26 protein-coding genes and 1 pseudogene are annotated in these 26,262 nt (G+C 39.2%); 16 read left to right on the top strand and 11 right to left on the bottom strand.

All coding sequences use genetic code 11. The features are described from left to right. From C7H19_RS08220 to C7H19_RS08240, 5 genes are all read left to right on the top strand, one after another. Complete coding sequence (locus tag C7H19_RS08220) at positions 1-2,688, top strand: hybrid sensor histidine kinase/response regulator (RefSeq protein ID WP_106456389.1); 2,688 nt, start codon at positions 1-3, stop codon at positions 2,686-2,688. Between the two features lie 412 nt (positions 2,689-3,100). After that, positions 3,101-3,631 carry a phycoerythrin subunit beta gene (locus tag C7H19_RS08225; RefSeq protein ID WP_106456390.1) on the top strand — a complete coding sequence of 177 codons (531 nt, stop codon included), beginning with the start codon at positions 3,101-3,103 and terminating at the stop codon, positions 3,629-3,631. Between the two features lie 59 nt (positions 3,632-3,690). After that, positions 3,691-4,185, top strand: coding sequence for a C-phycoerythrin subunit alpha (cpeA, locus tag C7H19_RS08230; protein WP_106456391.1), 495 nt, complete (start codon positions 3,691-3,693; stop codon positions 4,183-4,185). Between the two features lie 126 nt (positions 4,186-4,311). Then, positions 4,312-4,911 (top strand): HEAT repeat domain-containing protein, encoded by a 600-nt coding sequence (locus C7H19_RS08235; protein WP_106456392.1) that lies wholly within the window; start codon positions 4,312-4,314, stop codon positions 4,909-4,911. Between the two features lie 34 nt (positions 4,912-4,945). Beyond that, positions 4,946-5,908: an alpha/beta fold hydrolase gene (locus C7H19_RS08240; protein ID WP_106456393.1), complete on the top strand. Its 963-nt coding sequence runs from the start codon at positions 4,946-4,948 to the stop codon at positions 5,906-5,908. Between the two features lie 20 nt (positions 5,909-5,928). Here the strand turns inward: C7H19_RS08240 and C7H19_RS08245 are convergent, their stop codons facing one another. Then, positions 5,929-6,924, bottom strand: a complete 996-nt coding sequence (locus tag C7H19_RS08245; protein ID WP_106456394.1) for an SDR family oxidoreductase — start codon at positions 6,922-6,924, stop codon at positions 5,929-5,931. A gap of 181 nt (positions 6,925-7,105) precedes the next feature. Here C7H19_RS08245 and C7H19_RS08250 point away from each other — a divergent pair, with 181 nt between their 5' ends. The 8 genes from C7H19_RS08250 (at position 7,106) to C7H19_RS08285 (ending at position 14,086) form a co-directional block, all read left to right on the top strand. Further along, positions 7,106-7,768 (top strand): YggS family pyridoxal phosphate-dependent enzyme, encoded by a 663-nt coding sequence (locus tag C7H19_RS08250; RefSeq protein WP_106456395.1) that lies wholly within the window; start codon positions 7,106-7,108, stop codon positions 7,766-7,768. 305 nt (positions 7,769-8,073) lie between these two features. Next, positions 8,074-8,661 (top strand): cell division protein SepF, encoded by a 588-nt coding sequence (locus C7H19_RS08255; RefSeq protein ID WP_106456396.1) that lies wholly within the window; start codon positions 8,074-8,076, stop codon positions 8,659-8,661. A gap of 114 nt (positions 8,662-8,775) precedes the next feature. Continuing rightward, positions 8,776-9,579 (top strand): pyrroline-5-carboxylate reductase, encoded by an 804-nt coding sequence (proC, locus tag C7H19_RS08260; RefSeq protein WP_106456397.1) that lies wholly within the window; start codon positions 8,776-8,778, stop codon positions 9,577-9,579. 95 nt (positions 9,580-9,674) lie between these two features. Next, positions 9,675-10,676 (top strand): UDP-glucose 4-epimerase GalE, encoded by a 1,002-nt coding sequence (galE, locus tag C7H19_RS08265; RefSeq protein ID WP_106456398.1) that lies wholly within the window; start codon positions 9,675-9,677, stop codon positions 10,674-10,676. After that, the gene (locus C7H19_RS08270) at positions 10,666-10,935 is read left to right on the top strand and encodes a hypothetical protein (protein ID WP_106456399.1); all 270 of its coding nucleotides are present in this window, start codon (positions 10,666-10,668) and stop codon (positions 10,933-10,935) included. The genes galE and C7H19_RS08270 overlap by 11 nt, the downstream gene beginning before the upstream one ends. Before the next feature lie 166 nt (positions 10,936-11,101). Beyond that, positions 11,102-11,902 (top strand): pseudouridine synthase, encoded by an 801-nt coding sequence (locus tag C7H19_RS08275; RefSeq protein ID WP_106456400.1) that lies wholly within the window; start codon positions 11,102-11,104, stop codon positions 11,900-11,902. Further along, entirely contained in the window at positions 11,883-12,656 is a 774-nt protein-coding gene (locus tag C7H19_RS08280; protein WP_106456401.1) for a helix-turn-helix domain-containing protein, read from the top strand. Before C7H19_RS08275 ends, C7H19_RS08280 begins: the two co-directional genes overlap by 20 nt. A 122-nt stretch (positions 12,657-12,778) precedes the next feature. After that, positions 12,779-14,086, top strand: coding sequence for a Glu/Leu/Phe/Val family dehydrogenase (locus tag C7H19_RS08285; protein ID WP_106456402.1), 1,308 nt, complete (start codon positions 12,779-12,781; stop codon positions 14,084-14,086). Positions 14,087-14,129: 43 nt separating this feature from the next. Here C7H19_RS08285 and cysC read toward each other — a convergent pair whose 3' ends face one another. After that, the gene (gene cysC, locus C7H19_RS08290) at positions 14,130-14,675 is read right to left on the bottom strand and encodes an adenylyl-sulfate kinase (protein ID WP_106456403.1); all 546 of its coding nucleotides are present in this window, start codon (positions 14,673-14,675) and stop codon (positions 14,130-14,132) included. 163 nt (positions 14,676-14,838) lie between these two features. On the opposite strand from cysC, the pseudogene ilvC reads away from it, so the two are divergent. Beyond that, positions 14,839-15,855, top strand: a pseudogene (ilvC, locus tag C7H19_RS08295) (ketol-acid reductoisomerase); the annotation flags it as partial. 40 nt (positions 15,856-15,895) lie between these two features. On the opposite strand, the gene C7H19_RS08300 reads toward ilvC, so the two are convergent. From C7H19_RS08300 to nadB, 5 genes are all read right to left on the bottom strand, one after another. Beyond that, positions 15,896-16,123 carry a hypothetical protein gene (locus C7H19_RS08300; protein ID WP_106456405.1) on the bottom strand — a complete coding sequence of 76 codons (228 nt, stop codon included), beginning with the start codon at positions 16,121-16,123 and terminating at the stop codon, positions 15,896-15,898. A 119-nt stretch (positions 16,124-16,242) separates the two neighbouring features. Then, complete coding sequence (locus tag C7H19_RS08305) at positions 16,243-16,878, bottom strand: peroxiredoxin (protein WP_106456406.1); 636 nt, start codon at positions 16,876-16,878, stop codon at positions 16,243-16,245. A 116-nt stretch (positions 16,879-16,994) separates the two neighbouring features. Further along, positions 16,995-18,053, bottom strand: a complete 1,059-nt coding sequence (locus C7H19_RS08310; RefSeq protein WP_106456407.1) for a glycosyltransferase family 4 protein — start codon at positions 18,051-18,053, stop codon at positions 16,995-16,997. Continuing rightward, positions 18,053-19,273, bottom strand: a complete 1,221-nt coding sequence (locus tag C7H19_RS08315; RefSeq protein WP_106456408.1) for a HEAT repeat domain-containing protein — start codon at positions 19,271-19,273, stop codon at positions 18,053-18,055. Before C7H19_RS08315 ends, C7H19_RS08310 begins: the two co-directional genes overlap by 1 nt. A 234-nt stretch (positions 19,274-19,507) precedes the next feature. Beyond that, complete coding sequence (gene nadB / locus C7H19_RS08320) at positions 19,508-21,190, bottom strand: L-aspartate oxidase (RefSeq protein ID WP_425428882.1); 1,683 nt, start codon at positions 21,188-21,190, stop codon at positions 19,508-19,510. Between the two features lie 77 nt (positions 21,191-21,267). Here nadB and cobA point away from each other — a divergent pair, with 77 nt between their 5' ends. Next, positions 21,268-22,770: a uroporphyrinogen-III C-methyltransferase gene (gene cobA / locus C7H19_RS08325; protein WP_181280549.1), complete on the top strand. Its 1,503-nt coding sequence runs from the start codon at positions 21,268-21,270 to the stop codon at positions 22,768-22,770. Here the strand turns inward: cobA and C7H19_RS08330 are convergent. Next, on the bottom strand, positions 22,748-23,212 hold the full coding sequence (locus tag C7H19_RS08330; protein ID WP_106456409.1) for a DUF29 domain-containing protein: 465 nt from the start codon (positions 23,210-23,212) through the stop codon (positions 22,748-22,750). The two genes, cobA and C7H19_RS08330, sit on opposite strands and share 23 nt — an antisense overlap. A gap of 67 nt (positions 23,213-23,279) precedes the next feature. Here C7H19_RS08330 and xseB point away from each other — a divergent pair, with 67 nt between their 5' ends. After that, complete coding sequence (gene xseB / locus C7H19_RS08335; protein WP_106456410.1) at positions 23,280-23,519, top strand: exodeoxyribonuclease VII small subunit; 240 nt, start codon at positions 23,280-23,282, stop codon at positions 23,517-23,519. Here the strand turns inward: xseB and C7H19_RS08340 are convergent. The 3 genes from C7H19_RS08340 to C7H19_RS27015 form a co-directional block, all read right to left on the bottom strand. Then, complete coding sequence (locus C7H19_RS08340) at positions 23,508-25,241, bottom strand: potassium channel family protein (protein WP_106456447.1); 1,734 nt, start codon at positions 25,239-25,241, stop codon at positions 23,508-23,510. The two genes, xseB and C7H19_RS08340, sit on opposite strands and share 12 nt — an antisense overlap. A gap of 178 nt (positions 25,242-25,419) precedes the next feature. After that, entirely contained in the window at positions 25,420-25,785 is a 366-nt protein-coding gene (locus C7H19_RS08345) for a hypothetical protein (protein ID WP_106456411.1), read from the bottom strand. Between the two features lie 305 nt (positions 25,786-26,090). After that, positions 26,091-26,222: a hypothetical protein gene (locus C7H19_RS27015; RefSeq protein WP_281261721.1), complete on the bottom strand. Its 132-nt coding sequence runs from the start codon at positions 26,220-26,222 to the stop codon at positions 26,091-26,093. Positions 26,223-26,262: the final 40 nt, after the last annotated feature.

The following is a 26,262-nucleotide window of genomic DNA, read 5'->3' on the forward strand; positions in this document are numbered from 1 at the left end:
ATGAAAGAGCAAGACATTAAACGACAGTTTTTAGACGAAGCGGGCGACTACCTTAATGTTATTGAATCAGCATTGTTAGGCTGTTCGACTAAAGAAATCACCTCGGCGCAATTCGATGCAGTCTTAAGGGCGGCTCATTCAATTAAAGGAGGGGCGGCGATGATGGGATATCAAACCCTTAGCGACTTCGCCCACCGCTTAGAAGATTTTTTTAAAGTGCTAAAAAGCCACTCAAAACCAGAAATCGACGAAACTGTCGAAAGTCTTTTTCTTTCATCCGTCGATCAACTTCGACAAATCTCGTCTTTTTATCGTCAGGGAGCCGAAACGATCGCCCCTGAATGGCTGTCGGAGCAAGTTGAGCCGATTTTTCAAGGATTACTTGATCGCATTGGGGAACTCACCCCAGAAAAATCTCTGAGCCTCCTATCAGAAGACGTTGGGGAGGAGATGACGGTCTTAATCTTTGAAACAGAGGTCGAAAGCTGTTTACAAGGCTTAGAATCGATTATAGCCCAACCTCAGCCCACGAATTTAAGGGAGGAGATATTGTCGATTTCCCAAGAATTGGGGGGACTGGGGGAAATGCTGCAACTTCCCCAGTTTAGTCGCTTATGTACTTCCATTTATGAACACTTAAAATCAGCAACTGAGGGAATTGATGCGATCGCACTTTCAGCAATTCAAGCATGGCGACGCGCTCAAGCGATGGTGATTGTCGGGCAAAAAGAGGCAATTACGAGCGAATTTTTGCTAAATCATTCTACAGTAATTCCAACTCTAGAAACTGAGACGACATCACCCGAAGAATTAAAAATAGAAACCGTTTCAACTGAAGAAAAAACCTTACGTGTCTCTTCTTCTCTTCTTACTGAGCTTGCGGACTTGTTTGGCGAAATGTCCATCGGACGTAATAGCATGGATTTACAATTACAACGATTGCGACGATTATTTAATCTTCTCAATCAACGAATTCAGCGTTTAGAAAGTTCTAGTCAAGCTTTGCGCTCTCTTTATGATCAGAGAATACAAGGATACACATCTTCAGTAATTCCTATTAAAACAAATAGCGTCAAACCACATTTAGCTCTGTTTGATAATCTCGAAATGGATAATTACAGTGATTTACATCCTCTTTCTCAAGAAGTGATGGAGACAATTTTCCAGATCGAAGAAGTGGCAAATGATTTAGATATTTATTTGGCAGAAACAGAAAAAACAGCGAAAGATTCACAACAGACTTTTGAACTCATCCAAAGTCAATTAACTAAAGCCCGAATGCGCCCTCTTACGGATTTAATCGCCCATTTTCCCAGAGCTTTAAGAGATATGAGTCTCAAATATGGTAAACCCGTCGAGCTAAAAATACAAGGGGAAACCACCAGAATCGATCGCACTATTTTAGAATCTTTAAATGATCCTTTGTTACACTTATTGCGGAATGCTTTTGATCATGGCATCGAAGATCCCGAAAAGCGCAAAGAAGTAGGAAAACCGCCTCAAGGTACGATTACAATTAGTGCTTCTACGGTTCGCAATCATACAATAATTCAGATACAAGATGATGGAGCAGGAATAAATCTCGATAAAATTCGCTCCCAAGCTCATAAGATGGGATTAGATGAAGATATCATCGCTAAAGCTACTATTGATGACTTATTAAATCTGATTTTTGAACCTGGTTTTAGTACAGCCGAAAATAAGAGCGAACTTTCAGGGCGAGGTGTCGGTATGGATATTGTTAAAACTCAAGTTCAACAAATGCAAGGTGATATTAAAGTTAGCACTCTTGCGGGTCAGGGAACAACATTTACGATTACTGTGCCGATGACATTATCCTTAATTCGAGTTCTGTTAATTGAAGTCGAACAAATGTTAATGGCTGTTCCTTGTAATGCGATCGAAGCAATGATCCTACCTGAACCTTCTCAAATTATACAATTCAAAGGACAAACTTTTTTAAAAGAAGAATCTGAATTATTTCCTTTAATTTATCTCAAAGACTGGTTAAATATTCCGACTGTTTATACTCAAAGAGATCATGAGTCTTTACCGAGTATTGACAAACCAACTATACTTAAGATCGCCCTAGGAAATAATTATATCGGGCTATGGGTTGAGCGATATTGGGGTGAACAAGAAGTAACGATTCGTCCTGTTGAAGGGAATTTAAAATTACCTAATGGCTTTACGGGATGTACAATTTTAGGTGATGGTTGCGTTGTTCCTCTGATTGATCCAGCACTGTTGTTACAGCCGAGTTTTCCTCCTTCTTTCTTATCCTCTTCTTTTATTTCTAACTCCCAACCAACAGCCCAAAAAGCTACTCTTTTAGTTATTGATGATTCAATTAATGTTCGTCGTCTTTTAGCACTCACTCTCGAAAAAGCTGGATATCAAGTCGAACAAGCAAAAGATGGTCAAGATGCTTTAGAAAAATTACAACGCGGTTTAGGAGTACAAGGAATTATTTGTGATATTGAAATGCCTCGTCTCGATGGTTATGGATTTTTAGCTAATTATAAAACTGATTCTATTGGTCAGAATATACCAGTTGTCATGTTAACCTCTCGTAGTGGCGAGAAACACCGCTCTATTGCTATGAATTTAGGTGCATCTGCTTATTTTTCTAAACCTTTTCAGGAAAAATTACTCTTACAAACTTTACAATCTTTGATTAAAAATTAACAAGCAAAAAAGATTTTTCTTTAATAGGGTTTGGTTTTCAAAACCCTACGCTATTTTGTCGGGATTTGCTCTCTTTGATTGTGTGGGCAATTTCATATAATGATTTTTTTGTCAAGATTTTTATACAAAATTAACAAAACTTAATAAATAAACGAGTAGATGAGATGAGTCACAAGAAATGAAACAAGATCTTAAAACATTTTTACGGCTCTCCAAGGCTTATCAGATAAGGGGATCAAGCCAAAATGAAGAAAAAGGACTTCACAAAAAAAAATTACAAAATGTTACTTAGTTTTTAAGAATTGAGACAATAGACACCTCTAGCTTTTATTGTCAAATATCGATTAGCAGAGTTATTCAAAGCTAATCCGAGTCATAAGAAAGTCATTTTGTTTATATTAAGGAGAGCTCAATGCTTGACGCTTTTTCCAGAGCAGTTGTAACTGCTGATAGCAAAACTTCCGCCATCGGTGGACAAGAACTAGCAAACCTCAGAAAATTCATTGCTGAAGGTAACAAACGTTTAGACGCTGTTAACGCTATTGCTAGCAACGCAAGCTGTATCGTTTCCGACTCCGTAGCTGGAATGATCTGCGAAAACCAAGGTCTAATCCAAGCTGGTGGTAACTGCTACCCCAACCGTCGTATGGCTGCTTGCTTACGCGATGCTGAAATCGTCTTACGCTATATTACCTACGCTTTATTATCAGGTGATGCGTCTGTATTAGATGATCGTTGCTTAAATGGTTTAAAAGAAACCTATGTTGCTTTAGGTGTACCCCTTCAGTCTACTGCTCGTGCAGTTGGCATCATGAAGGCCTGTGCTGTTGCTCACATCAACAACACCTCTGAACGGAAAATGGAAATGATTCAAGGTGACTGTGCTGCTATCACTGCTGAAGCTGCAAGCTACTTCGATCGCGTTATTTCCGTTCTTAGCTAAGTTATTTTGTAACGACGAAGCCATTTACTTTGTGATCCATTAAAGGAGAAATCTAAACAATGAAATCTGTTGCTACTACTACAGTCGCTGCGGCTGACTCAGCCGGACGTTTTCCCACCCAGTCAGATTTAGAATCCGTACAAGGAAGCTTACAACGCGCTAATGCTCGTTTAGAAGCTGCTGAAAAACTTGCTGCTGGTCTAGATAAAGTTACTCAAGAAGCTGGAGATACAGTATTCAAAAAGTATCCCTACTTAAAAAGTGCTGGTGAAGCTGGCGAAAACCAAACCAAAGTTGACAAATGCTACCGTGATATCAAACACTACCTACGTCTCATCAACTACAGCTTAGTTGTTGGTGGTACAGGTCCTCTTGATGAGTGGGGTATTGCTGGTCAACGTGAAGTTTACCGCGCTTTAAACCTACCTACTGCTCCTTATGTAGCTGCTTTTGAATACACCCGCGATCGCGCTTGCGCTCCTCGTGATATGTCTTCTCAAGCTTTAGTTGAATTCCGCTCTTACCTCGACTATGTGATCAACTCCTTGTCGTAGTAATTGTCTTGAATTAAACTCTAGGGGACTTTTAGTCAGTTGCTTTGCCTCAAAAAAGGGGTTAAGTGATCGGCCAGAAGTCCCCTAAGCTATGGATAATATAATTAAGAAACTATATTTAAAAACATGACGATAGATACTCTTTTTGAACAACTCAACCACCCTAACCCTTACATGAGGAAACGTGCGATGCTCGATCTCGCTGAAGTTCGAGATGAGACTACAATTCCTCGTTTGATGCAGATGTTAGATGAAGCGGATGTCTCCCACCGACGTTCTGCGGTAGTCGCTTTAGGGGTAATTGGTGTTGATGCGGTTCCTCCTGTAGTAGAAACATTACTAAATAGCCAAAATACAACCATCAAAGGCAGTTGTGTCAAAGCTTTAGCCCAAATTTCTCTTAATCATCCTGAAGTCTCTTTCCCCGAAATGGGTTTACAAGGATTAAAGCAATCTCTCAATGATCCCGATCCTGTTGTCTATATCGCCTCAGCAATGGCTTTAGGGCAAATAGGCACACCAGCACTCGATATTCTCATCGAATCTTTAAAAACAACCGATAATCTGGCTCTATCCATTGCGATCATTAATGCTCTTGGTTCAATTGGCGATCGTCGTGGTCTAGAAGTCTTAACCGAATTGGCTAATAATGAAACCGTTGATGAGTACGTCAGAGAGTCTGCAACAAGCGCCTTATCTCGTCTAGAATTTATCACAAAGCAATAACATAATATATTGTTTTTGTCAAGGATTTATCTAAATGAATATTCAAACCCTTCTTTTAGTTGCTACTACGATCTATCAAATTCTAGAAAGTTGGGTTGAAAATCAAAAGCCACTACCAGGTAAACGAATCGATGTCGGTGGCTATTATTTACATTATTATATTGCGGGAAATGCAAGCCCAACTATTGTTATCGATCACAGTTTAGGCGGAGTTGAGGGGTATTTGCTGGTAGAGGAACTAGCAAAATTAACAAAAGTCTGTATTTACGATCGCGCAGGTTATGGATGGAGCGCTCAAAGTCCTTATCCTCGAACGAGTGAGCAAATTGTTAAAGAATTAGATACTCTTCTCACTCAAGCAAGAATTACTCCTCCTTATATTTTAGTGGGTGATTCTTTCGGTAGTTATAACGTTCGGTTATACGCTCATCAGTTTCCCGAAAAAGTGATCGGAATGGTTCTAACTGATGGACTCCACGAAACAGCTATGCTAAAGATGCCCATACAACTAAAAGCATTAAAATATTTTTTCATTTCTGGCTTTGTGATGTCTATTCTAGGAGCATTGCTAGGAATTATCCGATTACTGAAAACAATAGGCATTTTTGAGCTAATTAAACCAGAATTACGCCAGTTTTCCCCAGATCAACTTTACCCGATTAAGCGTTCTTTCTGTCGTCCGCAACATTGGATAACTATGATTCGAGAAATGCTGAATTTAGATATTAGTAGCGAACAACTCAAAAAAGCAAATCAGTTTGGTTCATTACCCATTGTTAGCATCAAAGCCAAACATTTTTTTAACCCGTCCATTTGGACATCGGTTATTCCGTTACAAGCAACAAACCGACTACGGGAAAAAATGCACGATAATTTATTAACTTTATCATCCGATTGTATTCAACTAGAAGCAAATCAGAGTAGTCATTTTATTTGGACGGATCAACCTCATCTGATTCTAACTGCCGTAAAAATGATTTTAGAGAAATTGAGTTAAAGAAAGGCGATCGCTTTTCCCTAACTAATAGCCAAAAACGCAGCAGTTACTAAAATTGACCCAATGAGCATAGCTGTTATTGTAGGATGTCTCATTAACCAGTCAGAAAGACTAGGAATCGTTAAATGTCCAAAATCTCCTTCTACTCGGTTATCACTTGGCATCGGTTCAAATAAATTATCTTCTGCACTCTCAAATTTAGGCTCATTTGTGCGCTGCCCCGGAAAAGCGATCAAAAGTAATAAAGCATCTACCAATGGTGGCGAAAGTCGTTGTAACACATCGAGTATTTTTCCGATATCCCCAACAATAAAATCACGCGTTGGATGCTCGGCAGTGTAAAGAATGGCATCAGCGACTAAACTGGGTTGATAGTAAGGCGGAATTCCTGTCGGTTTAACGCCTAATTTAGTCCGAACATGATTATAAAATGGCGTGTTGATCACAGCAGGTTTTACACTCGTGACGCTAATAGGAATGCCTTCGTGTTTCAGTTCCACGCGCATCGATTCCAAAAATCCCTCAATACCATGTTTAGCACTTGAGTAAGCACTTTGCAAAGGCATAGAGCGACGACCTTCCATCGAGGAAATGTGGATTAATGCTCCTCGTCCTTCTCGTTTAAGATGGGGTAAAGCGACCATTGCTCCGTATACTTGTCCCATCAAATCCACATCAATAATACGTTTGAACTCTTCTGGCGTAAGCTGGTCAAAAGGAGCCATGACACCCGTAGCGGCAACCTGAACCCATGTATCGAGCCGTCCATAGGTTGCTATAGTATAATCTGCGATCGCTTTAACCTGATTAAAATCGGCGACATCAGCCACAATAGATACTGCATCACCTCCACCTGTACGAATCTCGTTTACTAAAGATTCTAAGCCCGTTTGACCTCGCGCCGCTACTACCACCTTAGCCCCACGTTGGGCAAACCGAAGGGCTGTTTCTCGTCCAATTCCGCTAGATGCTCCAACTACCGTAACCACTTGTTGGGCTATAGGTTTCAGTTGCATTGTGTTAAACTCCTTACAGTCAAGAACGTTTAGGCGTTAATGACCTTTTTAATTTTTTCACTCGTAATATAACGATTTATTGAATTGCGATCGGTCTATCTTAAGAAAGGTATAAATTAATAAGCCGTTAATCAAAGACGGAGATGTTTTACCCATTTGTTTGATAAGTTCTATTTTCATTATGACGATCGCCCAACGAATTGAAAAAATTCGTCAATCTCTACCGAGTCATGTCCGTTTAATTGCTGTAAGTAAGCAAGTGTCAGCCGCAGCAATACGAGAAGCTTATCAAGTTGGTGTACGTGATTTTGGGGAAAGTCGCTTACAAGAAGTGATCCCAAAACAGGAACAACTTAAAGATTTACCTGATATTTGTTGGCATTTTATCGGGCATTTACAGGCGAATAAAGCTAAAAAGGTGTTAGAACATTTTCAATGGCTTCACTCAGTTGATAATCTAACCTTAGCGCAACGCCTCGATCGTTTGGCTACAGAGATGAACATCTCTCCTCAAGTTTGTTTACAAGTCAAAATTTTGAGCGATCCCAATAAGTATGGCTGGGAAACATCCCAATTACTTCAAGATCTACCCGCCTTGGCGCAGTTTCAACAACTCAAAATTCAAGGTTTGATGACAATTTTACCCTTGGGCTTATCGGAATCGGAAAAATTAGTCGCTTTTAATAAAACAAATGAACTATCTCAAAATATTAATCAACGATCCCACTTATCATTAACTGAATTATCGATGGGAATGTCTAATGATTATTTGTTAGCAATTCGAGCAGGTGCAACGATGATTCGCCTAGGAACGATACTGTTTGGGGAACGCCAATCAATTTGAGCAATTGCTCACAGTCAGGATTTAAAATAATTTTTGTGAATTATTGGTCTTTATATCTTAAAATGTCAAATGCAATTATTAACTTACAACCCTAATTTTTTTAGGGAACTAAACAATCACTTTCCGCGACTACAACGAAAGAATTATTTAGTCTTTTTGCATCTACATTTTACTGATTTTACTTAGTTCAATTGTACTAAGTAAAGGAACAAAAAACAAGGAAAAACACTAAACTTCAATACTGCTCTTGGCGTATTCTAATGCTGAGTCTAACTTGAAACAGAAGTTTGAAAGGATCATAAACTGTGACTAACCTCTTTGAAAAAATAAAAAACTTTGTTAGCTCATCGGAGTCTGACAACGACGATTACGAAACTGACTACCCAGATCATAAATGGCAACAATCCTCAAATTTTGAAGAGGAAGAAGAGGAAGAACCAGCCAAACCAGAACCCACCCCTTATCGCCGATCTCGTGAGACTATGAACTTTCCCCCTGATACCTCTCTAGGAATAAACAGAACCAGCAACGTCATCGGAATGCCTGGAATTACTAATAATAATGCTGAAGTTGTGGTTATTGAACCCCATTCCTTTGATGAAATGCCGCAAGTGATTCAAACCTTAAAAGAGCGTAAATCGGTTGTCCTAAATCTTAATGTGATGGACCCCGAAGAGGCACAAAGAGCAGTAGATTTTGTCGCTGGTGGAACTTTTGCCATTGATGGACATCAAGAGCGAATTGGTGAAAGCATTTTTCTCTTTACCCCTAGCTGTGTCAAAGTTAGCACTTTAGGGGGCGCACTTCATGATGTTACTGAAACCTCTAAAGTCAATTTTCGTAGCACCTCAACCTCGTCTTGGGGAGCCGATGTAAATCGTATTGCTCAATAAAAATTAACTCAATAATGAGAATATAATAAATAATCGACCATTGTCATGATGGTCTTTTTATTTCTTTAAAATAAATTGAAGAGTAGCTATCTGTAGATCAATAGTGGAGTGATAGTGTCTATTAAATTAGGAATTATTGGCGGGGGAGTGATGGCCGAAGCAATTCTCTCTCGGTTGCTCGCTCAACAAATTTATGATCCCAATACTGTATTAATCAGTGAACCGCAACAGCAAAGGCAAGAATTTTTACAAGCAAAATATCAAGTAAATGTTACCTCTGATAATCGTTCGGTGACTCAATCCGAAGTGATTTTACTCGCCATCAAACCGCAAGTCTTATCGACTGTGTCGGGTGATTTATCTGAGCTTTCTTCTACTACCTTGATGATTTCGATCCTGGCAGGTGTTCCCCTCAAACGCTTAGAAGAGATTTTTTTGAATAATCCCATTATTCGGGTTATGCCCAATACTCCTGCAACCGTAGGCGCGGCAATGACGGCGATCGCTTCTGGAAAACACGTTCAATCTCATCATTTATCCTTGACAAAAAATATATTCTGTGCTATTGGGGAAGTGGTAGAAGTTTCCGAGTCGTTGATGGATGCTGTCACTGGTTTATCGGGATCAGGCCCCGCTTTTGTGGCGATGATGATCGAAGCCTTAGCCGATGGGGGTGTAGCCGCAGGACTCCCCAGAGCGATCGCGTTACCGTTAGCCTTACAAACCGTTCTAGGAACCGCCCAACTCATACAGACAACAGGAATACATCCCGCTCAACTCAAAGATCAAGTCACAAGCCCAGGCGGTACAACGATCGCAGGTGTCGCCCAACTCGAAAAACAGGGCTTTCGTTCGGCTGTGATTGAAGCCGTTTATGCTGCTTACAAACGCTCAGTAGAATTAGGACAAAAATCTTAACAATTAAGCGATCCTTTATGAAGAGGCATTAAGAGAAAAAAATAAGATATAAAAGTTAGAAGTAACAATAAAATCGAGTCTCAAACAAAGTGAAAATGAAAGAAGTAAAACCGACTATTTTAGTAACGGGTGGTGCTGGTTATATTGGTTCTCATGCCGTTAATGCCTTATGTCGTTCTGGTTATTCAGTCATTGTTCTTGATAATTTATCCTATGGTCATCCCGAAATTGTTAAAGATATTTTAAAAGTAGAATTAATTGTCGGAGATACACGCGATCGCACCTTACTAGATCAGATATTTGCGACACACAACATAGCTGCGGTGATGCACTTTGCCGCGTTTATCGCCGTAGGTGAGTCAGTCATTGAACCCGCCAAATATTATCATAATAATGTTGTGGGAACTTTAACACTTTTAGAAGCCATGTTAGCCGCGCAAGTGAATAAAATTGTCTTTTCTTCAACTTGTGCAATTTATGGAATGCCGAAAGAAATACCTATGACTGAAACTCATCCTAAAGATCCACTCAGTCCCTATGCTGCTACTAAAAATATGGTTGAGCAAATTTTAGCGGATTTTGATCAAGCTTATGGATTAAAATCAGTCGCCTTTCGCTATTTTAACGCTTCTGGGGCTGATCCAAGTGGGCAATTAGGGGAGGATCATGACCCCGAAACTCATTTAATTCCCTTGACTCTTTTAGCCGCTTTGGGTAAACGTTCTTCTCTAAAAATCTTTGGGACAGATTATGATACACCAGATGGTACAGCGATTCGAGATTATATTCATGTTTGCGATTTAGCCGATGCTCATGTCTTAGGACTAGAATATTTATTAAAAGGCGAAAATAGCGACGTTTTTAATTTAGGAAATGGCAACGGTTTTTCAGTTAGAGAAGTCATAGAAACCGCCGAAAAAGTAACGGGTATAAATATTCCTGTTATTGAAGCCGAACGCCGCGCCGGAGATGCACCGATTTTAATTGGTAGTAGCGAAAAAGCAAAAAGAATTTTAGGATGGAATCCACAATACGCAGATTTAGCTATGATTATTAATCATGCTTGGAATTGGCATCAAAAACGTCATGGAAGTTAAAGAGGATTTGTATCGTCTAACCTTAATTGTTGCTCAAATGGGAGAAGCGGTTATTACAACGACTGAAACCGTCGAAAAATTAGCTCAAAAAATTGATGCGATAGCAAATGCACTTCAGACTCAAGGACATCATGTTCAGCAACAAAGCTATCAAATCTTTGCTCTTAGTGATGCTTTACAAACTCTAATCGATCATCAAACTGAATCAAAAAAGCAAGTTGATAAACTGATTGAAGCTTTACAAGATTTAATCAAGTGAATATTTCTTTGAGCAAAAAATTGAAGAGAGTAAGATGAGTGATCCCTTTAGTCGGTGTAATTTTTGTGAGATCTTTGGGAGAAAGAGGCAACAATTTTCCAGTTAGAGTGTCATTTTTTATAATAAATGTAGCTATCTTCTTTCTTTTGAGTCTAATTATTACCGAATGACGGAACGTGTACAGAAAATCCTATCCCAGTGGGGAATTGCGTCTCGTAGAAAAGCTGAACAGCTTATTTTAGAAGGTCGTGTACGTCTTAATGGTCAAATTGTACATTTAGGACAACAAGCAGATCCAGCAAGCGATCTTTTAGAAGTAGATGGCAAAATGATCCAACCTGGCGATCGTCCAAAACAAATTTATTTGCTAGTTAATAAACCTTTAGGGGTTGTTTCCACCTGTCATGATCCCCAAAACCGTCCGACTGTATTGGACTTACTCCCAAAACATTTATGTCATGGACAAGGAATACATCCAGTAGGACGTTTAGATGTGAATTCAACAGGTGCGTTAATCTTAACAAATGATGGTCAACTGACTCTTAACTTGACTCATCCTCGCTATCATTTACCAAAAACCTATGAGGTTTTGATTGATGGACATCTATCAGAAATCAGTATTCAAAAGTGGCGAGATGGAGTTATGCTAGAAGGGAAAAGAACTTTACCTGCTCAAATTAAAATACTCGATCTCACTCCTCACCACAGTTTATTGCAGGTTATTTTGACGGAAGGACGAAACCGTCAGATTCGCCGTATTGTTGAGCAGCTAGGCTTTCAGGTGTTAAAACTACACCGAACAGCAATCGGTTTAATTCAACTTAATCTTTCTCATAAACCTCCTTTATCTTCGGGTCAATATCGTCTACTAGAACCCTTTGAAATTGCTTTTCTGCAACAACACATTCATCTAGGCACCAGAAAAAAGCTGCATCGGCAAAATCACTATGTTTCGCAAAAAGCCTAAAATTGATCCCATTGTTCAACAACGAGAAAAATTACAAGAACTTGGCTCTCGTTTACAGAACATTCGTACCGAAAAAGGACTCTCTTTAGATGTCGTCTCTCGTAAAACAATGATCCCACGACGTTTGTTAGAGGCGATCGAAATGGGGCAAATGGAAAACCTACCTGAACCGATTTATATTCGCTGGTTAATTAAACAATTTGCCGAAACGTTAGGATTAGACGGTGTAGCTTTTTCGAGTGAATTTCAGGTTCATGTTAAACCCCAAACGACTTCATCTAACTTTCTGCGTTTACCCAACTTTCAATTACGCCCTTTTCATCTTTATTTTTTCTATATTCTTCTTCTTCTATTTTCAGTAAGAACAATTTCTAATGTTCTCGAACAATCTACCCTAGAAATTAATCGTTTACCTAGTCCGGTTGTTCCTTCGGTTAAACCATCTCCTGTTCCTCAACCTACCCCGGTACAAGCGGTAACAGCAACTAACCCCCCTGCTAAAACCGAACTTGATAAGTCTGTTATTGTTGATATTCAACTTAAAGATGATTCTTGGTTAAAAGTGATTTCTGATGGAAAAAAAGAATTTGAAGGACTTCTCCCAAGTGGAACCCATCGGACTTGGAAAGCAGACAAAGAACTAACGGTTCGTGCGGGTAATGCGGGTAGTGTTTTTATTACCGTTAATAAAGAACAAGCAAAACAACTCGGACAACCAGGACAAGTCGAAGAAGTCACTTACACAGCCAATTGAGCCAATATCAAAAGCATAATTAAGAAAAGTAAATTGTAGCAAAATATACTATTTTAAATTGTTTTAATAGAAAGAGAAGGAGATCGCCATTGACCTAAAAACTGAAGGAGTGAAAGCGAGATATGTCTACTCTGCTCGCAGATGCCAGTATAAGATTAGAAAAAGCCTTAAAATACGTTTCAATATCCGAGGACGCGATCGCACGTCTCAAACACCCTAAAACGAGTTTAAGTGTATCTATTCCAGTGCGGATGGATGACGGTTCACTGAGAATCTTTCAAGGGTATAGAGTTCGCTACGATGATACACGTGGGCCTGGTAAAGGAGGTGTGCGCTATCATCCCAACGTCAATATCGATGAGGTACAGTCTCTCGCGTTTTGGATGACCTTTAAATGTGCCTTATTAGATTTACCCTTTGGGGGCGCGAAAGGTGGCATTACCTTAAATCCGAAAGAACTTTCCAAACAAGAATTAGAACGCCTGAGTCGGGGGTATATTGATGCGATCGCCGATTTCATTGGGCCAGATGTTGATATCTTAGCACCCGATGTTTACACCAACGATATGATCATGGGTTGGATGATGGATCAATACAATATCATTCAGCGAAAAATCTGTCCGGCTGTCGTCACTGGAAAACCTCTGACGATGGGAGGAAGCAAAGGGCGAGATACTGCAACAGGTACAGGCGCATTTTATGTTATTCACTCTATGTTGAGTAAATTTGCCCAAAAACCAGAAAATACAACCATTGCTGTCCAAGGATTTGGGAACGCGGGATCAGTGGTTGCAGAATTACTCTTCAAAGCGGGTTATAAAGTCGTTGCCGTTAGTGATTCGATGGGCGGGATCTATACTGAAAAAGGGTTAGATATTCCCAGTCTCAAACGTCATAAAGAAGAAAATAAAGACATAAAAACGCTTTATTGTCAAGATAGTCTTTGTGATATGGTGGAATACCAAAGCTTGAGCAATGCAGAGTTATTAAACCTAAATGTCGATGTTTTGATTCCTGCCGCCTTAGAAAATCAAATTACATCAATCAATGCAGCCAACATTCAAGCAAAGTATATCTTTGAAGTGGCAAACGGCCCGATCACTTCAGAAGCCGATGCAATTTTAGAACAAAAAGGAATTTATGTGTTTCCTGATATTCTCGTTAATGCAGGGGGCGTAACAGTCAGTTATTTTGAGTGGGTTCAAAACCGAAGCGGGCTATATTGGCGCTTAACAGAAGTTAACGAACGACTCAAAGAACGTATGGTAACTGAAGCCGAAAAAGTTTGGATAATTGCCAGAGAGTTTGATACTTCTTTACGAACTGCTGCCTATATCCATGCTATCGAACGTCTTGGAGAAGCCTTAGACGCAAAAGGAACCAGAGATTATTATCTCAATGGGATCACACCAAAATTAATCAAAAGATAACAAAATTGGTAGAGACGCAATATATCACGTCTCTACATATTAATTAAACTGCCGCACCTTGAGCGATATAACCGAGTTCTTCTAATTTGCTCCAGACTTTAGCGACACTTTCCTCTAATTCCTCTAAATCAGTTCTACACTCAATTTCAGGATTAGCGGGAGCCTCGTAGGGATCGGTAATGCCTGTAAATGTTTTAATTTCTCCTGCTCTTGCTTTCTTGTATAGACCTTTAACATCTCTATCTTCACATACAGCTAGAGGAGCATTAACAAAAACCTCAACAAAATCACCAATTTTTCCTCTGACTTCCTCACGAATTTCTCGATAAGGAGAAATAGCAGAAACCAAAACAATCACACCATGACGAGTGAGTAAGTTAGAAACAAAACCAATACGACGAACGTTTTCATCACGGTCTTCTTTACTAAATCCTAAACCTTTGGTGAGATTAGTCCGTACAATATCACCGTCTAAAACCTCAAAATCATAGCCTTCTTCTGTAAGCTTTTTTTGTAATGCTTCTGTAATTGTTGTTTTTCCTGCACCACTCAATCCCGTTAACCAAACTGTAACACCACGCTGTTTCATACTTAATCCTTTTTTATAATTGATCTTCGCGTTTAGATTAACCTGTTATCCCTCATAATGGCAAGCCTTTTTTCCTTAATTCAAATTCTTTTTGCTCGTCTCTGATAAATAAGATTAATTCATGAGACATCAACCCTTTGGGGTATAATTAGGAGTTTGCAGGAAATTACCGAAGAAGGAGACCAGCCTCATGGCTCGAATGTACTACGACGAGGACGCTAATTTAGACTTATTATCAGGCAAAACAGTTGCCATTATCGGTTATGGTTCGCAAGGTCACGCCCATGCTCTTAATTTAAAAGATAGCGGCGTAAATGTGATTGTTGGGCTATATACTGGCAGTAAATCCGCCCAAAAAGCTCAAGATGCAGGAATTCCAGTTCATAGCGTAGCAGAGGCGGCGGCGGCGGCCGATTGGATTATGATTTTATTACCCGATGAGGTACAAAAAACCATTTATACGAATGAAATCGCTCCTCACCTCAAAGAAGGGAAAATTTTGTCTTTTGCTCACGGTTTTAATATTCATTTTGGACAAGTTGTACCGCCGGAGGGTGTCGATGTTGTCATGGTTGCCCCGAAAGGCCCCGGCCATTTAGTGCGTCGGACTTATGAACAAGGGCAAGGTGTACCTTGTTTATTTGCTGTATATCAGGATGCTACCGGACAAGCACGCGATCGCGCCATGGCCTATGCTAAAGGAGTTGGTGGAACTCGTGCCGGGATTTTAGAAACAACTTTTAGGGAAGAAACAGAAACCGATTTATTTGGCGAACAAGCGGTTTTATGTGGTGGTTTAAGTGCTTTAATTAAAGCGGGATTTGATACCTTAGTTGAAGCCGGTTATCAACCAGAATTAGCTTATTTTGAATGTTTACACGAAGTTAAATTAATTGTCGATTTAATCGTAGAAGGCGGACTCGCTAAAATGCGCGACAGTATTTCTAATACAGCAGAATACGGCGATTATACAAGAGGCCCCCGTGTGGTGACTGATGAAACTCGCGCCGAAATGAAGAAAATTTTAAAAGAAATTCAATCCGGTCAATTTGCTAGAGAATTTGTTTTAGAAAATCAATCTGGTAAACCCGGTTTTACTGCGATGCGTCGTACTGAAGCAGAACAACCTATCGAAGAAGTCGGCAAAGATTTACGGGCGATGATGAGTTGGTTAAAATAATTTTATGTTGACGGTAGGGGTTTGGTGAACAAACCCTTATCTAATTTTTGGGACTAGCGCGACGTAAAAACTCATTGACTTCTTTTTCCCGTTCTTTACTCGGTCGTTCAGGATTTTTATCGGGAAATAAACCCAAAATCATCTGATTTAATGTTTGTCGGGTTTGAAGGCTATAAGCATTTAGAGGCTTTGGCAAAAAGCGATCGCCAACTGTAATAAAAAAGAAACTACCAACAATTAAGAGAAATGTAATCCACTTTTTCGGCATAACCTAAACAAAAATCGAGCCACATCTTTATACTTCCCTTTTTGCCTTAAATTTCTTGCATTGATTCCAATAAAAATAGGGTTTGGAGACCAAACCCCTACGCTGAGATTGAAAAAGCCTTATTTATTGGGTTGAGGAGTCATCCGCAGATAAGGTTTAATTTCTTTGACACCTTTAGGAAATTTTTCTCTAGCCGCATCAGTGGGAATAGAAGGCACAACCACGCAGTCATCGCCATCTTTCCAGTTAGCAGGAGTTGCCACTTGATGGTAATCGGTTAACTGCAAAGAGTCAATTACTCTAAGAATTTCGTCAAAATTACGCCCTGTACTAGCCGGATAAGTAAATGTTAGGCGTAGTTTTTTATTGGGATCAATAATAAAGACACTACGAACGGTTAAATTATTTAATGAGTTGGGATGGATCATGCCATAAGCATCAGCCACTTTGCGATCGGGATCGGCAATAATTGGATAATTAACGGTTGTATTTTGGGTTTCGTTAATATCATTAATCCAACCACGATGAGAGTCAGCATTATCAACACTGAGTGCAATAACTTTTACATTACGCTTGTCAAATTCTGATTTTAGACTAGCAACTGTACCTAATTCAGTAGTACAAACGGGAGTGTAATCTGCGGGATGGGAAAATAAAACGACCCAGCTATCGCCTGCCCATTCGTGAAAAGAAATTGAGCCTTCACTGGTATCTTGAGTAAAATCGGGGACTATATCACCTAATTGTAGAGCCATAATTGAGATTGCCTACATACACATAAAGAAGCAATTTACTATAGTATGAGCAAATGGGGAATCTACACTAAAACTATAGGAATTTGTAACAATTCTTGATCTTTCTTCTCATGATTTTAGCATAGGAGCAATGAGAACCATTGTTCAGTGCGATCGCCCAACGCCTCTAATGAGTATTCTTGTTCGGCTTGGCGACGACAAGCAGCACGATCAATTGTATTAATTTTTTGGATGGCTTCAACCAAACCCGTTACGCTATCTGGTTCAACCAAAAACCCAGTTTTACCATCTTGTACTACTTCTATTGGGCCACCGCGACGATAGGCAATGACGGGAACACCGCACGCTAAAGCTTCAATCATCACATTTCCAAATGCTTCTACCCAACGAGGAGTCATCAATAACGCCCGCGCTTTCCCTAAATATTTTTGCAGTTCGTCAGTGGGGAAAAATCCCATGTATTCAAAGGGAGCATCGGAATAATCTTGTTGAATTTGTTGCCAATAATTATTATCTTGTAGCTTACCAAAAATCTTGAGGGGGATACCCGTAATTTGTGCGGCTGCCACTGCATCTTCTAGGGCTTTTTCAGGGGCAATGCGACCTACCCAAGCCAAATAATCATCGGGAGAATTAACATACTCATATAAGGGTAAATCTATGGCACTACCAAGACAATGAACATTTTTTAGTCCAAAAGTATCGGCTTGAGTTTGAGAATAAAATGTAACTTGATGGGGAAATTGACGAACCGTTTGTCTAATAATCTCATCCATTGCCTCACTAACTGAACCCATACTCACTAAATGTCCCACGCGACAACCCGTAAAAAAAGGCGTGAGATAAAAAGGTAGCCAGTCGTAAGAAAAATTAAAAATCAGATCATATTTATCTTGTACTTGTCTAGCATAATCCCACATATTACCCAAAACCGAATTAGGCGGTAAAGTAATCATTTCATCACGTTCTTGACTTTGGGCGGAGATTTGTAAATTTCCTGCTATTTCAATAATTGAAGTATTAGGTAAAGTAGACTTTTCTGGGGCGACAACTTGTACATGATGACCACGACGGCTCATTATGAGTGCTAAGTTGTATAGTGTAAATTCCACTCCTCCCCCGATACCTGAACTGAGGGGACCAACGGGTGTAGATACAAACAATAATTTCAACATTAATCTTTTTTGGCTTCTTTTACTTCCTCAGTATAAGAGGCTTCCTCAATATTATCGGAATCAAAACCCCCCTCATTTTGTTCGACTTCTACTGATGTAAAATCAAGTTTAGGCGGTAAAGGAATATTAAGCTGTTTCATTGCCCATTTAGCCGTTTCTTGAACTTCCTCATCGGAGTCATCGAGAGCATGACAAATTGTTTGAGTAATTTGAGACATAATATCGTAAATTCGCGTTAAATCTCGGATGGCGTTTTTGCGGACTTGAGGATTTTTATCACTCAAAGAAATAGCCAAAGCTTGATTAAGCGGTCGTAGCGTACGTGTACAAATCTGGGATAATGCTTCTAGAATCAAACTTCTTTCATAAGAATCAGCATCCGCCATCACATTAACCAACGGCTGCATTGAGCGAGAGTCGGACATTTGAGCTAATTTCCAAATGGCGCGTCGGCGAGTTCTCGGCTCTGGATCTCCTAATTCACCAATCAGTTGTAAAATTAGATCGGCGTTGGGAATTCGACTCGGTGTTTGAATAATTGAAGTCGTATCCTCGAAATTGACATCTTCATCAAACCGAGAGAAATTAAAAGAATTATTATCCGTTTGACTGGCATGATTGACATTAAAAGTCCCATTGTCGGAGGGGTTGGACTCTGGAGGTGATGGTCTTTTTCTCTTTTTATTTCTATCGTAGTATCGATCGGTGGTTGGGATTTTAATATTAGGTAGTGAGCTACGAAATTTTGAAGCTAGAGATAATAAAGCTCCTGCGGCCGCTAGAGTCAGTAACCCTGCTCCTAAATAGAGGGGAATAGGAGACGTTTTTTGTACTCTTGGGGCTGTATTTTGAGGAGGATCAGCCGTTGGATTAAGAGGAAGACTACTATTAGAATTGGCTAAAGACTCAACACTTTTAATGGCGTTAGTTGCTGCTAAATCATTGGGACGCAACGCGAGAGCTTGTTGAAAATTTTGTAAGGCTTTTTTATACTCTTTACGGTTAAAAGCATTATAACCCTCATCCATCAGGCGATTATATTTAGCTTGGCTATCAGTTGTCCCAGAGGGATCTGGAGTCGGGTTTGAGTTTGCTTCAGTTTGAGCGTTCGCCACATCCGATAACAACCCTTTTACTCCAGTTGGACTCTGAGAACTTAATGAGAGTCCTAGACAACTCACCCATAATATTAACAAGATTGAGAATCGATAACGCATCATAGATTAACTAATTCTAATAAAAATTTAGCCAAGAAATTTTTTTAATTATTACCATAACAGGTATTAATTAATTTTTGATGATTACAGGCTGGCTCGGCTGGCTTTTTATCGCTAACTTTTCCCAAAGATCCCTCCCCTTGCTCCATCATGTCATTTTTTTTCCTAAGTGGCACTAGGAAGCTGTACAATTATGCACCTTGATTGTAACTGACAGTTTGCCAAAATCAAAACGAATCATTCTAAATGTAGAGTTTTGATGTCATCTGTATGATCTTTTTCAATTATGGTATGAACTTGCCACGCACTAGAACTATCAGGATAGTCTAGACGATAATGTCCCCCTCGGCTTTCTGTCCGAAACAGCGCACTTTTGAGAATTAAATAAGCAATATCTAATAAATTAAGGGTTTCAATACAATTTCGTAATTCTGTCCAAACTAAAGAAGATTTAAAGACAATTTTTTGCTCTGGCGACGAATGGAGAATCACTTGACTGATTTTTAACTCATAAAGTTGCTTTCGCCACTCATTGACTTGTATTAAAGCCATTTCTAAAGGTTCATGAGAGCGACTAATTCCCACATTTTGCCACATCAAAATGGGTAATTGTTCTCGAACCCAGTCTATCTGTTGTTTTTCAAAGTCCCAGTCTGGGGCGTGAATTTCCTCTCTAACGGGTATTTCTTCAAATGGCTCTTTTTCTAGCACTAAATGAGCTAATTGTCCAGCAAAAACCACGCATTCTAACAAAGAATTACTAGCTAGGCGATTTGCTCCATGTATCCCCGTACTAGCTGTTTCCCCGATCGCATATAATCCAGCTATTGAGGTTTGATTATCCAATCCTGCGGCAATACCACCCATCCAATAATGAGCCGCCGGAGCCACTGGAATCAAGTCATGAAAAACATCGATCCCCCATTTCTGACACAGACGAATAATATTCGGAAAACGATAGCGAACGCGTTCAGGCTCAATCATCCGTAAATCTAGATAAACATGAGCATGAGAAGGATCTAAAGTTGTTCGTTGTAAATGAGTAAAAATAGCGCGACTCACCACATCTCTAGGGGCTAATTCTCCATCTGGATGATATTGAAACACAAAACGATCGCCAAGTTCATCCACTAAATGCGCTCCTTCTCCGCGTACTGCCTCACTAATTAAAAATCTCGGTGCATTGGGTAGAGTCAAAGCTGTGGGGTGAAACTGAAAAAACTCTAAATCTCGTAACATCGCACCCGCACGCCAGGCTAAAGCGACACCATCTCCTGTACTAACCGATGGATTCGTCGTTTGAGCAAAGACTTGACCGCCTCCTCCTGTGGCTAAAATAACCGCACTAGCTCTAATCCACCTAATTTGATGTCCATGTAGCAAACTAGCTCCAATACAGCGTTTATTGTTGGTCTGGAGCCACAATTGGAGGGCGATGGTCTGGGAAATAATTTTAATATTCGGTTTTTCTAAAACTTTTGCGGTGAGAGTACTAATGATCGCTCGTCCAGTGCGATCGGCTGCGTGTAAAACTCTGGGGCGAGAGTGTGCAGCTTCTAGAGTCATAGCGAGTTCTTCACCTTTACGATCAAAGCTTACCCCTAAATTGACTAATGATTGAATCGCACTCGCGGCATGATTGACCAAAAATTCAACCGCTTTGAGGTCACACAGTCCCGCACCTGCTTTTAGGGTATCCTGTAAATGGAGTTGCGCTGAATCTGACGGATTAATCGCCGCAGCAATACCCCCTTGCGCCCAGTCACTCGCTCCTGTTTTGAGTTCATCTTTGGTTACTAAACAGATTTGATAATGGGAAGGTAAACACAAGGCTGCATACAAACCAGCCGCCCCGGAGCCAATGACGAGGACATCACACCGACTGGGAATGGAAGGGTTAACAGGTTCTATCAAAGTTATTTAATAGGGTTGGGAAATTCCATTTATTGTAGCGTTGCAATTGTATATGTGATCATCCGCTTTTTTTTAATTCACAGATGGGGTTGATGATGGGTAAAGTATATCTAATCGGTGCAGGTCCTGGAAGGCTTGATTATTTGACCTTAAGGGCTAAAGAATTACTCTCTATAGCGGAAGTTTTGGTCTATGATGCTTTGGTTGAGCCGAAAATTTTGGAACTTGTATCCTCAAAAAGTCTAAAAATTGATGTGGGTAAGCGTGGAGGTTTACCGAGTACTGAGCAACAAACCATTAATCAGTTATTGGTAGAGTATTGTTTACAAGGTAAACAGGTTGTACGGCTAAAAGGTGGTGATCCTCTGATTTTTGGTCGGGTTTATCCAGAAATGCGATCGCTTCATGACGCGGGCTGTGATTTTGAGTTAGTCCCTGGTATTACTTCTGCTTTGGCTGCACCTTTACTCGCGGGAATTCCTTTAACAGATAAGGATCTCGGTCGTTGTTTTGCGGTTTTTAGTGGACATGATACTAATATACTAGACTGGGGAGCTTTGGCGAAAATTGATACTCTAGTGATTCTGATGGCTGGTAAGTCTTTGGGGATTATTATAGAGCAATTACAAGCTAATGGACGTTCATCCGATGAAGCGATCGCAATTATCCGAAATTGTAGTCTTGTGACACAACAGATTTGGACAGGGACGTTAGCGGATATATTAGATCAGACTGATGGAGTGTCTTTGTCTCCTTCGATTATCATCATTGGTCAAGTTGTTAATCTTAGAATTATGAGCGATCATCTTCCTTTATGGGGTCAAACTATTTTAGTCACCCGTGCTGCCGAACAAAAGAGCCAATTTACTAATCTATTAGAAGCACAAGGGGCGAGTGTTGTTGAAATGCCCGCTTTAGAAATTCGTCCCCCTTCTAGTTGGCAAAGTTTGGATAATGCGATCGCCATTTTAAATCAATTTGACTGGCTTATTCTTACTTCGGCTAATGGTGTAGAATATTTTTTCAACCGTTTAGCGACTTTGGGGAAAGATACTCGCGCTTTAGCTGGTGTAAAAATTGCTGTTGTTGGCAAGAAAACCGCCGCAATTCTAAAACATTTTGGCATACAACCCGATTTTATACCGCCAGAATATGTGGCTGATTCTTTGTGCGATCGTTTTCCTGAAAATTTAGAAGGGAAAAAGATTTTATTTCCTCGTGTGGAGACGGGAGGAAGAGAAGTTTTAGTAAAAGATTTGAGTCAACGCGGTGCTACAGTAATAGAAGTTGCTGCTTATGAGTCGGGATGTCCATCAAAAATCGATCTAAGAGCGAGTATGGCTTTACAACAGCACAAAATTAATATTATTACTTTTGCCAGTTCCAAAACGGTACAAAATTTTTATAATTTAATTCAACAAGTCACTAATCCTTTATCTTTACTGGAAAATGTTTGTATAGCTTCAATTGGCCCGCAAACTTCTAAAACTTGTCTCGAATTATTCGGACGTGTCGATTTAGAAGCCAAAGAGTATACATTAGAAGGATTAACCGATGCTATTATTAATCGCTTAAATAATCTTTAGTGAGTATCTCATCCTCGGTAAAGGGCGATTCTAAGGGAAACGTATTCAATGATAAACGTGTTTCGCTGGCTGCATCTTGACGCGCTAAATCATAACAACGAGTGAGGATACTTTGATAATATAACTTTAAACTTGGGCTATCTTCTAATAAAAATATGATTTGGCGACGTTGCTCTTTAATCGTATTTAACCAGCTTTGGGAGCGTTGTTCAACTTGATAATTCCATTTTAGTAAATGAGTCAACAAAACAATTAACCTATTTTTAATTTCTCGTTTTTCACTCCTGCCCATACTTTCTAATTCTTCGATTAAGTTGTTTCTATCAAGGTTTGTAAAATTCCCGTCTTTCAAATCTTTAATGGTTGTTTCTATCCAGATATAGAAATCAGTTTCATAAAGGTTTTGATTAATGGGCTGGTTTGACAATGAAGATGTAGTCATTTTTTTCCAGTTTTTAACATTGACTAAATAATGTTATTATTTTATTGTATCATTTGTAATAACATCCATGCCGCCACGTTCTAAAAAGTCTAAAGACTTTAATTATGAAACAACAATTACTGAAGTAGAAGCCATGATTGAGCAAATTGAATCAGGTTCTTTAACTTTAGAAGATGTTTTCGATAAATTTACTCAAGCTAGTAACGCACTCGCTCAATGTGAAGCATTTCTTGCTCAAGGAAAACAACGCATGGATTTATTAATAGAAGTTTTAGAATCTTCAGCAAAAGAAGATTTAGAATTCTAATGATTTTTCTCGTTCGGTTTTTCCATTATTAATAAACTGTTCAACTGAATCATTAGTATTGCGCCATAATTGTTCTAATTTAGTTGCAGGAATAGTGAGATATAAAACATCTCCAGGTAATAAAAGAATTTCTAATAAATTCCAACTATGGACAGTACAATTATTTCGTTCAATATACAAAGGAACATAGTCCGCTTCCATTGCAGTATCTTTAACGGTTCTTTTACAGAAGGGATGATTGGGTGTAATGAGTGTTGCGACAGCTACCCAGAGTAAATCATCTGTCATTCCATTCCCTAATATTTTGCCCCCTAAAGCTGCGGCTGTAAAGGTATGAGTCGCTAAGTCAGATGCACATAAAACCGCTTCAAATTCAAATACTTCTTGACTCGCTTTACCAAATTGCGGATCTTGACTGCGAACGACTAAATTAATTTTAGGGGATATGGCTTTTGCAGTGAGGGCAATTTCTACATTAACCATATCATCACTGGTGGTGACTAAAATTGCGTCGGCTCTTTCTAAATTAGCAGCTTTGAGACTTCCAGCAATCCTGGCATCTTCTATAATAACAGGAACACCGAGCGATCGCGCTGTATGTAAAAAGCGATTTTTGGCATTTGCTTCGACTACTACAACATCATGACCTTGTTTGTACAATTGGCGCACAATTTCCATACCAATACCACCCAAACCACAGACGATATAATGATTGCGGGTGGGAACTCGTGCCGCATCCCAAAATTGTTTAAAGCGACTGCCCAATATAAAATCATTAAGTAAAGCATAACAAATCCCAATCACACCAGCACCGACAATCATCATAATTGCGGTATAAACTTTGATTTCATCTGATGCTTTTTCGATTACATCTTCTTGTCCTCCAGCACCTGTAATCATTCCTACAGAAAAATAAAAGGCATTGACTAAAGAAACTTTAAAATTTGTGCTGACATACAATACTGTGGAAAAGCCAATCATTAATAATAGCAAAAGAATGACAAAGGCTACCGATTGTACATGATGTTGATATTGTCGCAAATTTGCAATAGGTTTAATGATTTTTCGCCACCAATACCGTTTTTTAAGTCGTGTTGTTGGTTGGGAACCCATAATTAAATGATCGCCAATTTGTAAGCGTTTTCCGTTCACAACTGCCGATACTAAATCGATTTCATCTCTAGCGGGTAAATAATAAATTAACATCCTTGATGGATTGTCCCAAAGTTCGCTTAATGGCATACCTAGCCAAGGATGAGCTTCATCTATAACAACTTCTTGAATCGGCCAAGTTTGATTATACAATCGTAGTTGACCAATTGCTTTATCTCCTAATGCGGCAAAAGAGAAAATCGGAGCAGCCAAAGCAGAAACGCTCATGCTGACATGATCGGGTAATGTTTCATCTAATCGCTTTCCAAGGGTTTCATTAAATAATCGATTAATGATTTTAATGCGGGGATTCATTAAGCGTGCATAGGTTAAAACTGCTAAATTCAATGAATCATCATTTGAAGTTAATACTAATGTTTGTGCCGTGAGAATTCCTGCATGGCTTAAAGTATTTGGGGAGCGTAATTCGCCGACAATAATATCTCTTTGATATTCGGAAGACATCGGACGATCGCTAATCCCTGTTACGGCTGCTCCTTGGTGTTTTAATAAGCAAAAAATCGTATATCCTGTACGTCCTAACCCACAAACAATAATTTTAGGTTTCATTGATTTATTAATTTCACTAAATAGGCGTATCATTTTAAATACCGATAGCCTATTATCCCCAAAGACTGGAATGCAAAACTGTAGCCGATCGTACTAATAGTTATCACTTTTCGATTTTCTGTCTTAAGTCTATATTCAGTTAACCATTTAACTTAAAATGAGTATGATGCGCTCGTTTTTAACCTTCTTGACTTAAAGTGTAACCCTTGATTTTAATATAAGGTCTTAACTCAATTTGTATTTGTGTATGAATTTCGGCGATTTTTGGAGCAACAGTAATAGTAAATTTTCCTTGTTTTAGGTCAATAATTTCTAAAAAATCCACTAATTCATAGGTCAAACTTAGGAAATGATGCTCTAAATTTTTAAGCTCAATTTGAATAGATTTATTAATAGTATCTATCCCAAATAGTAGCCGAGTTCCTGTAGAGTCTTTGGCTTCATAGCAGCAATATCCATCCTCTGGTATCGATTTAATTGGTTCAGTCCAGAATAATTCTAAGAGGGTTTGTTGATCAAATTGTTCTCTAAGTAGCATTTTCATCTTAAGAATTAACCTCCATACAATTCAGCACTGATAAATCTACGTTCTCCAGTTGGTATAATTTCCCAAGAGCTTTTGACTTTAGCAAATTTTCCTGACTTACCACAAAGGAGAGATTCACGGATTTCAATTTCTGATTCTCCTGCTGTTCCATCTTGAGCGATAAAAGTTCGAGTGAATGTTTCCAGAATATTGTTAGAATTTTGTATAAATAATCAAGTTTACGCTCTGAAATAGTCATTTTAATCTCTAACTAGCGGTTCATCATCCCACGCTCCTATCACTTCCTCAAAAAATCTAGGTTGCTATCCTTGTTTTTTGGGTACGGGTTGAAAAATAATCACAATTTCTAAATCAGTATCTTTCATTTCCGATGGCATTTCTACTTTTAAGATACCGTCTTCGCCAATATGAGTGGTTAGTTGTATACTTTGCATGATTTTTCCTTTCCATGTTACTCAAGATACAGGCCAGACA

This window comes from Aphanothece hegewaldii CCALA 016 (assembly GCF_003007785.1).
Lineage (GTDB): Bacteria > Cyanobacteriota > Cyanobacteriia > Cyanobacteriales > Microcystaceae > Chroococcus > Chroococcus hegewaldii.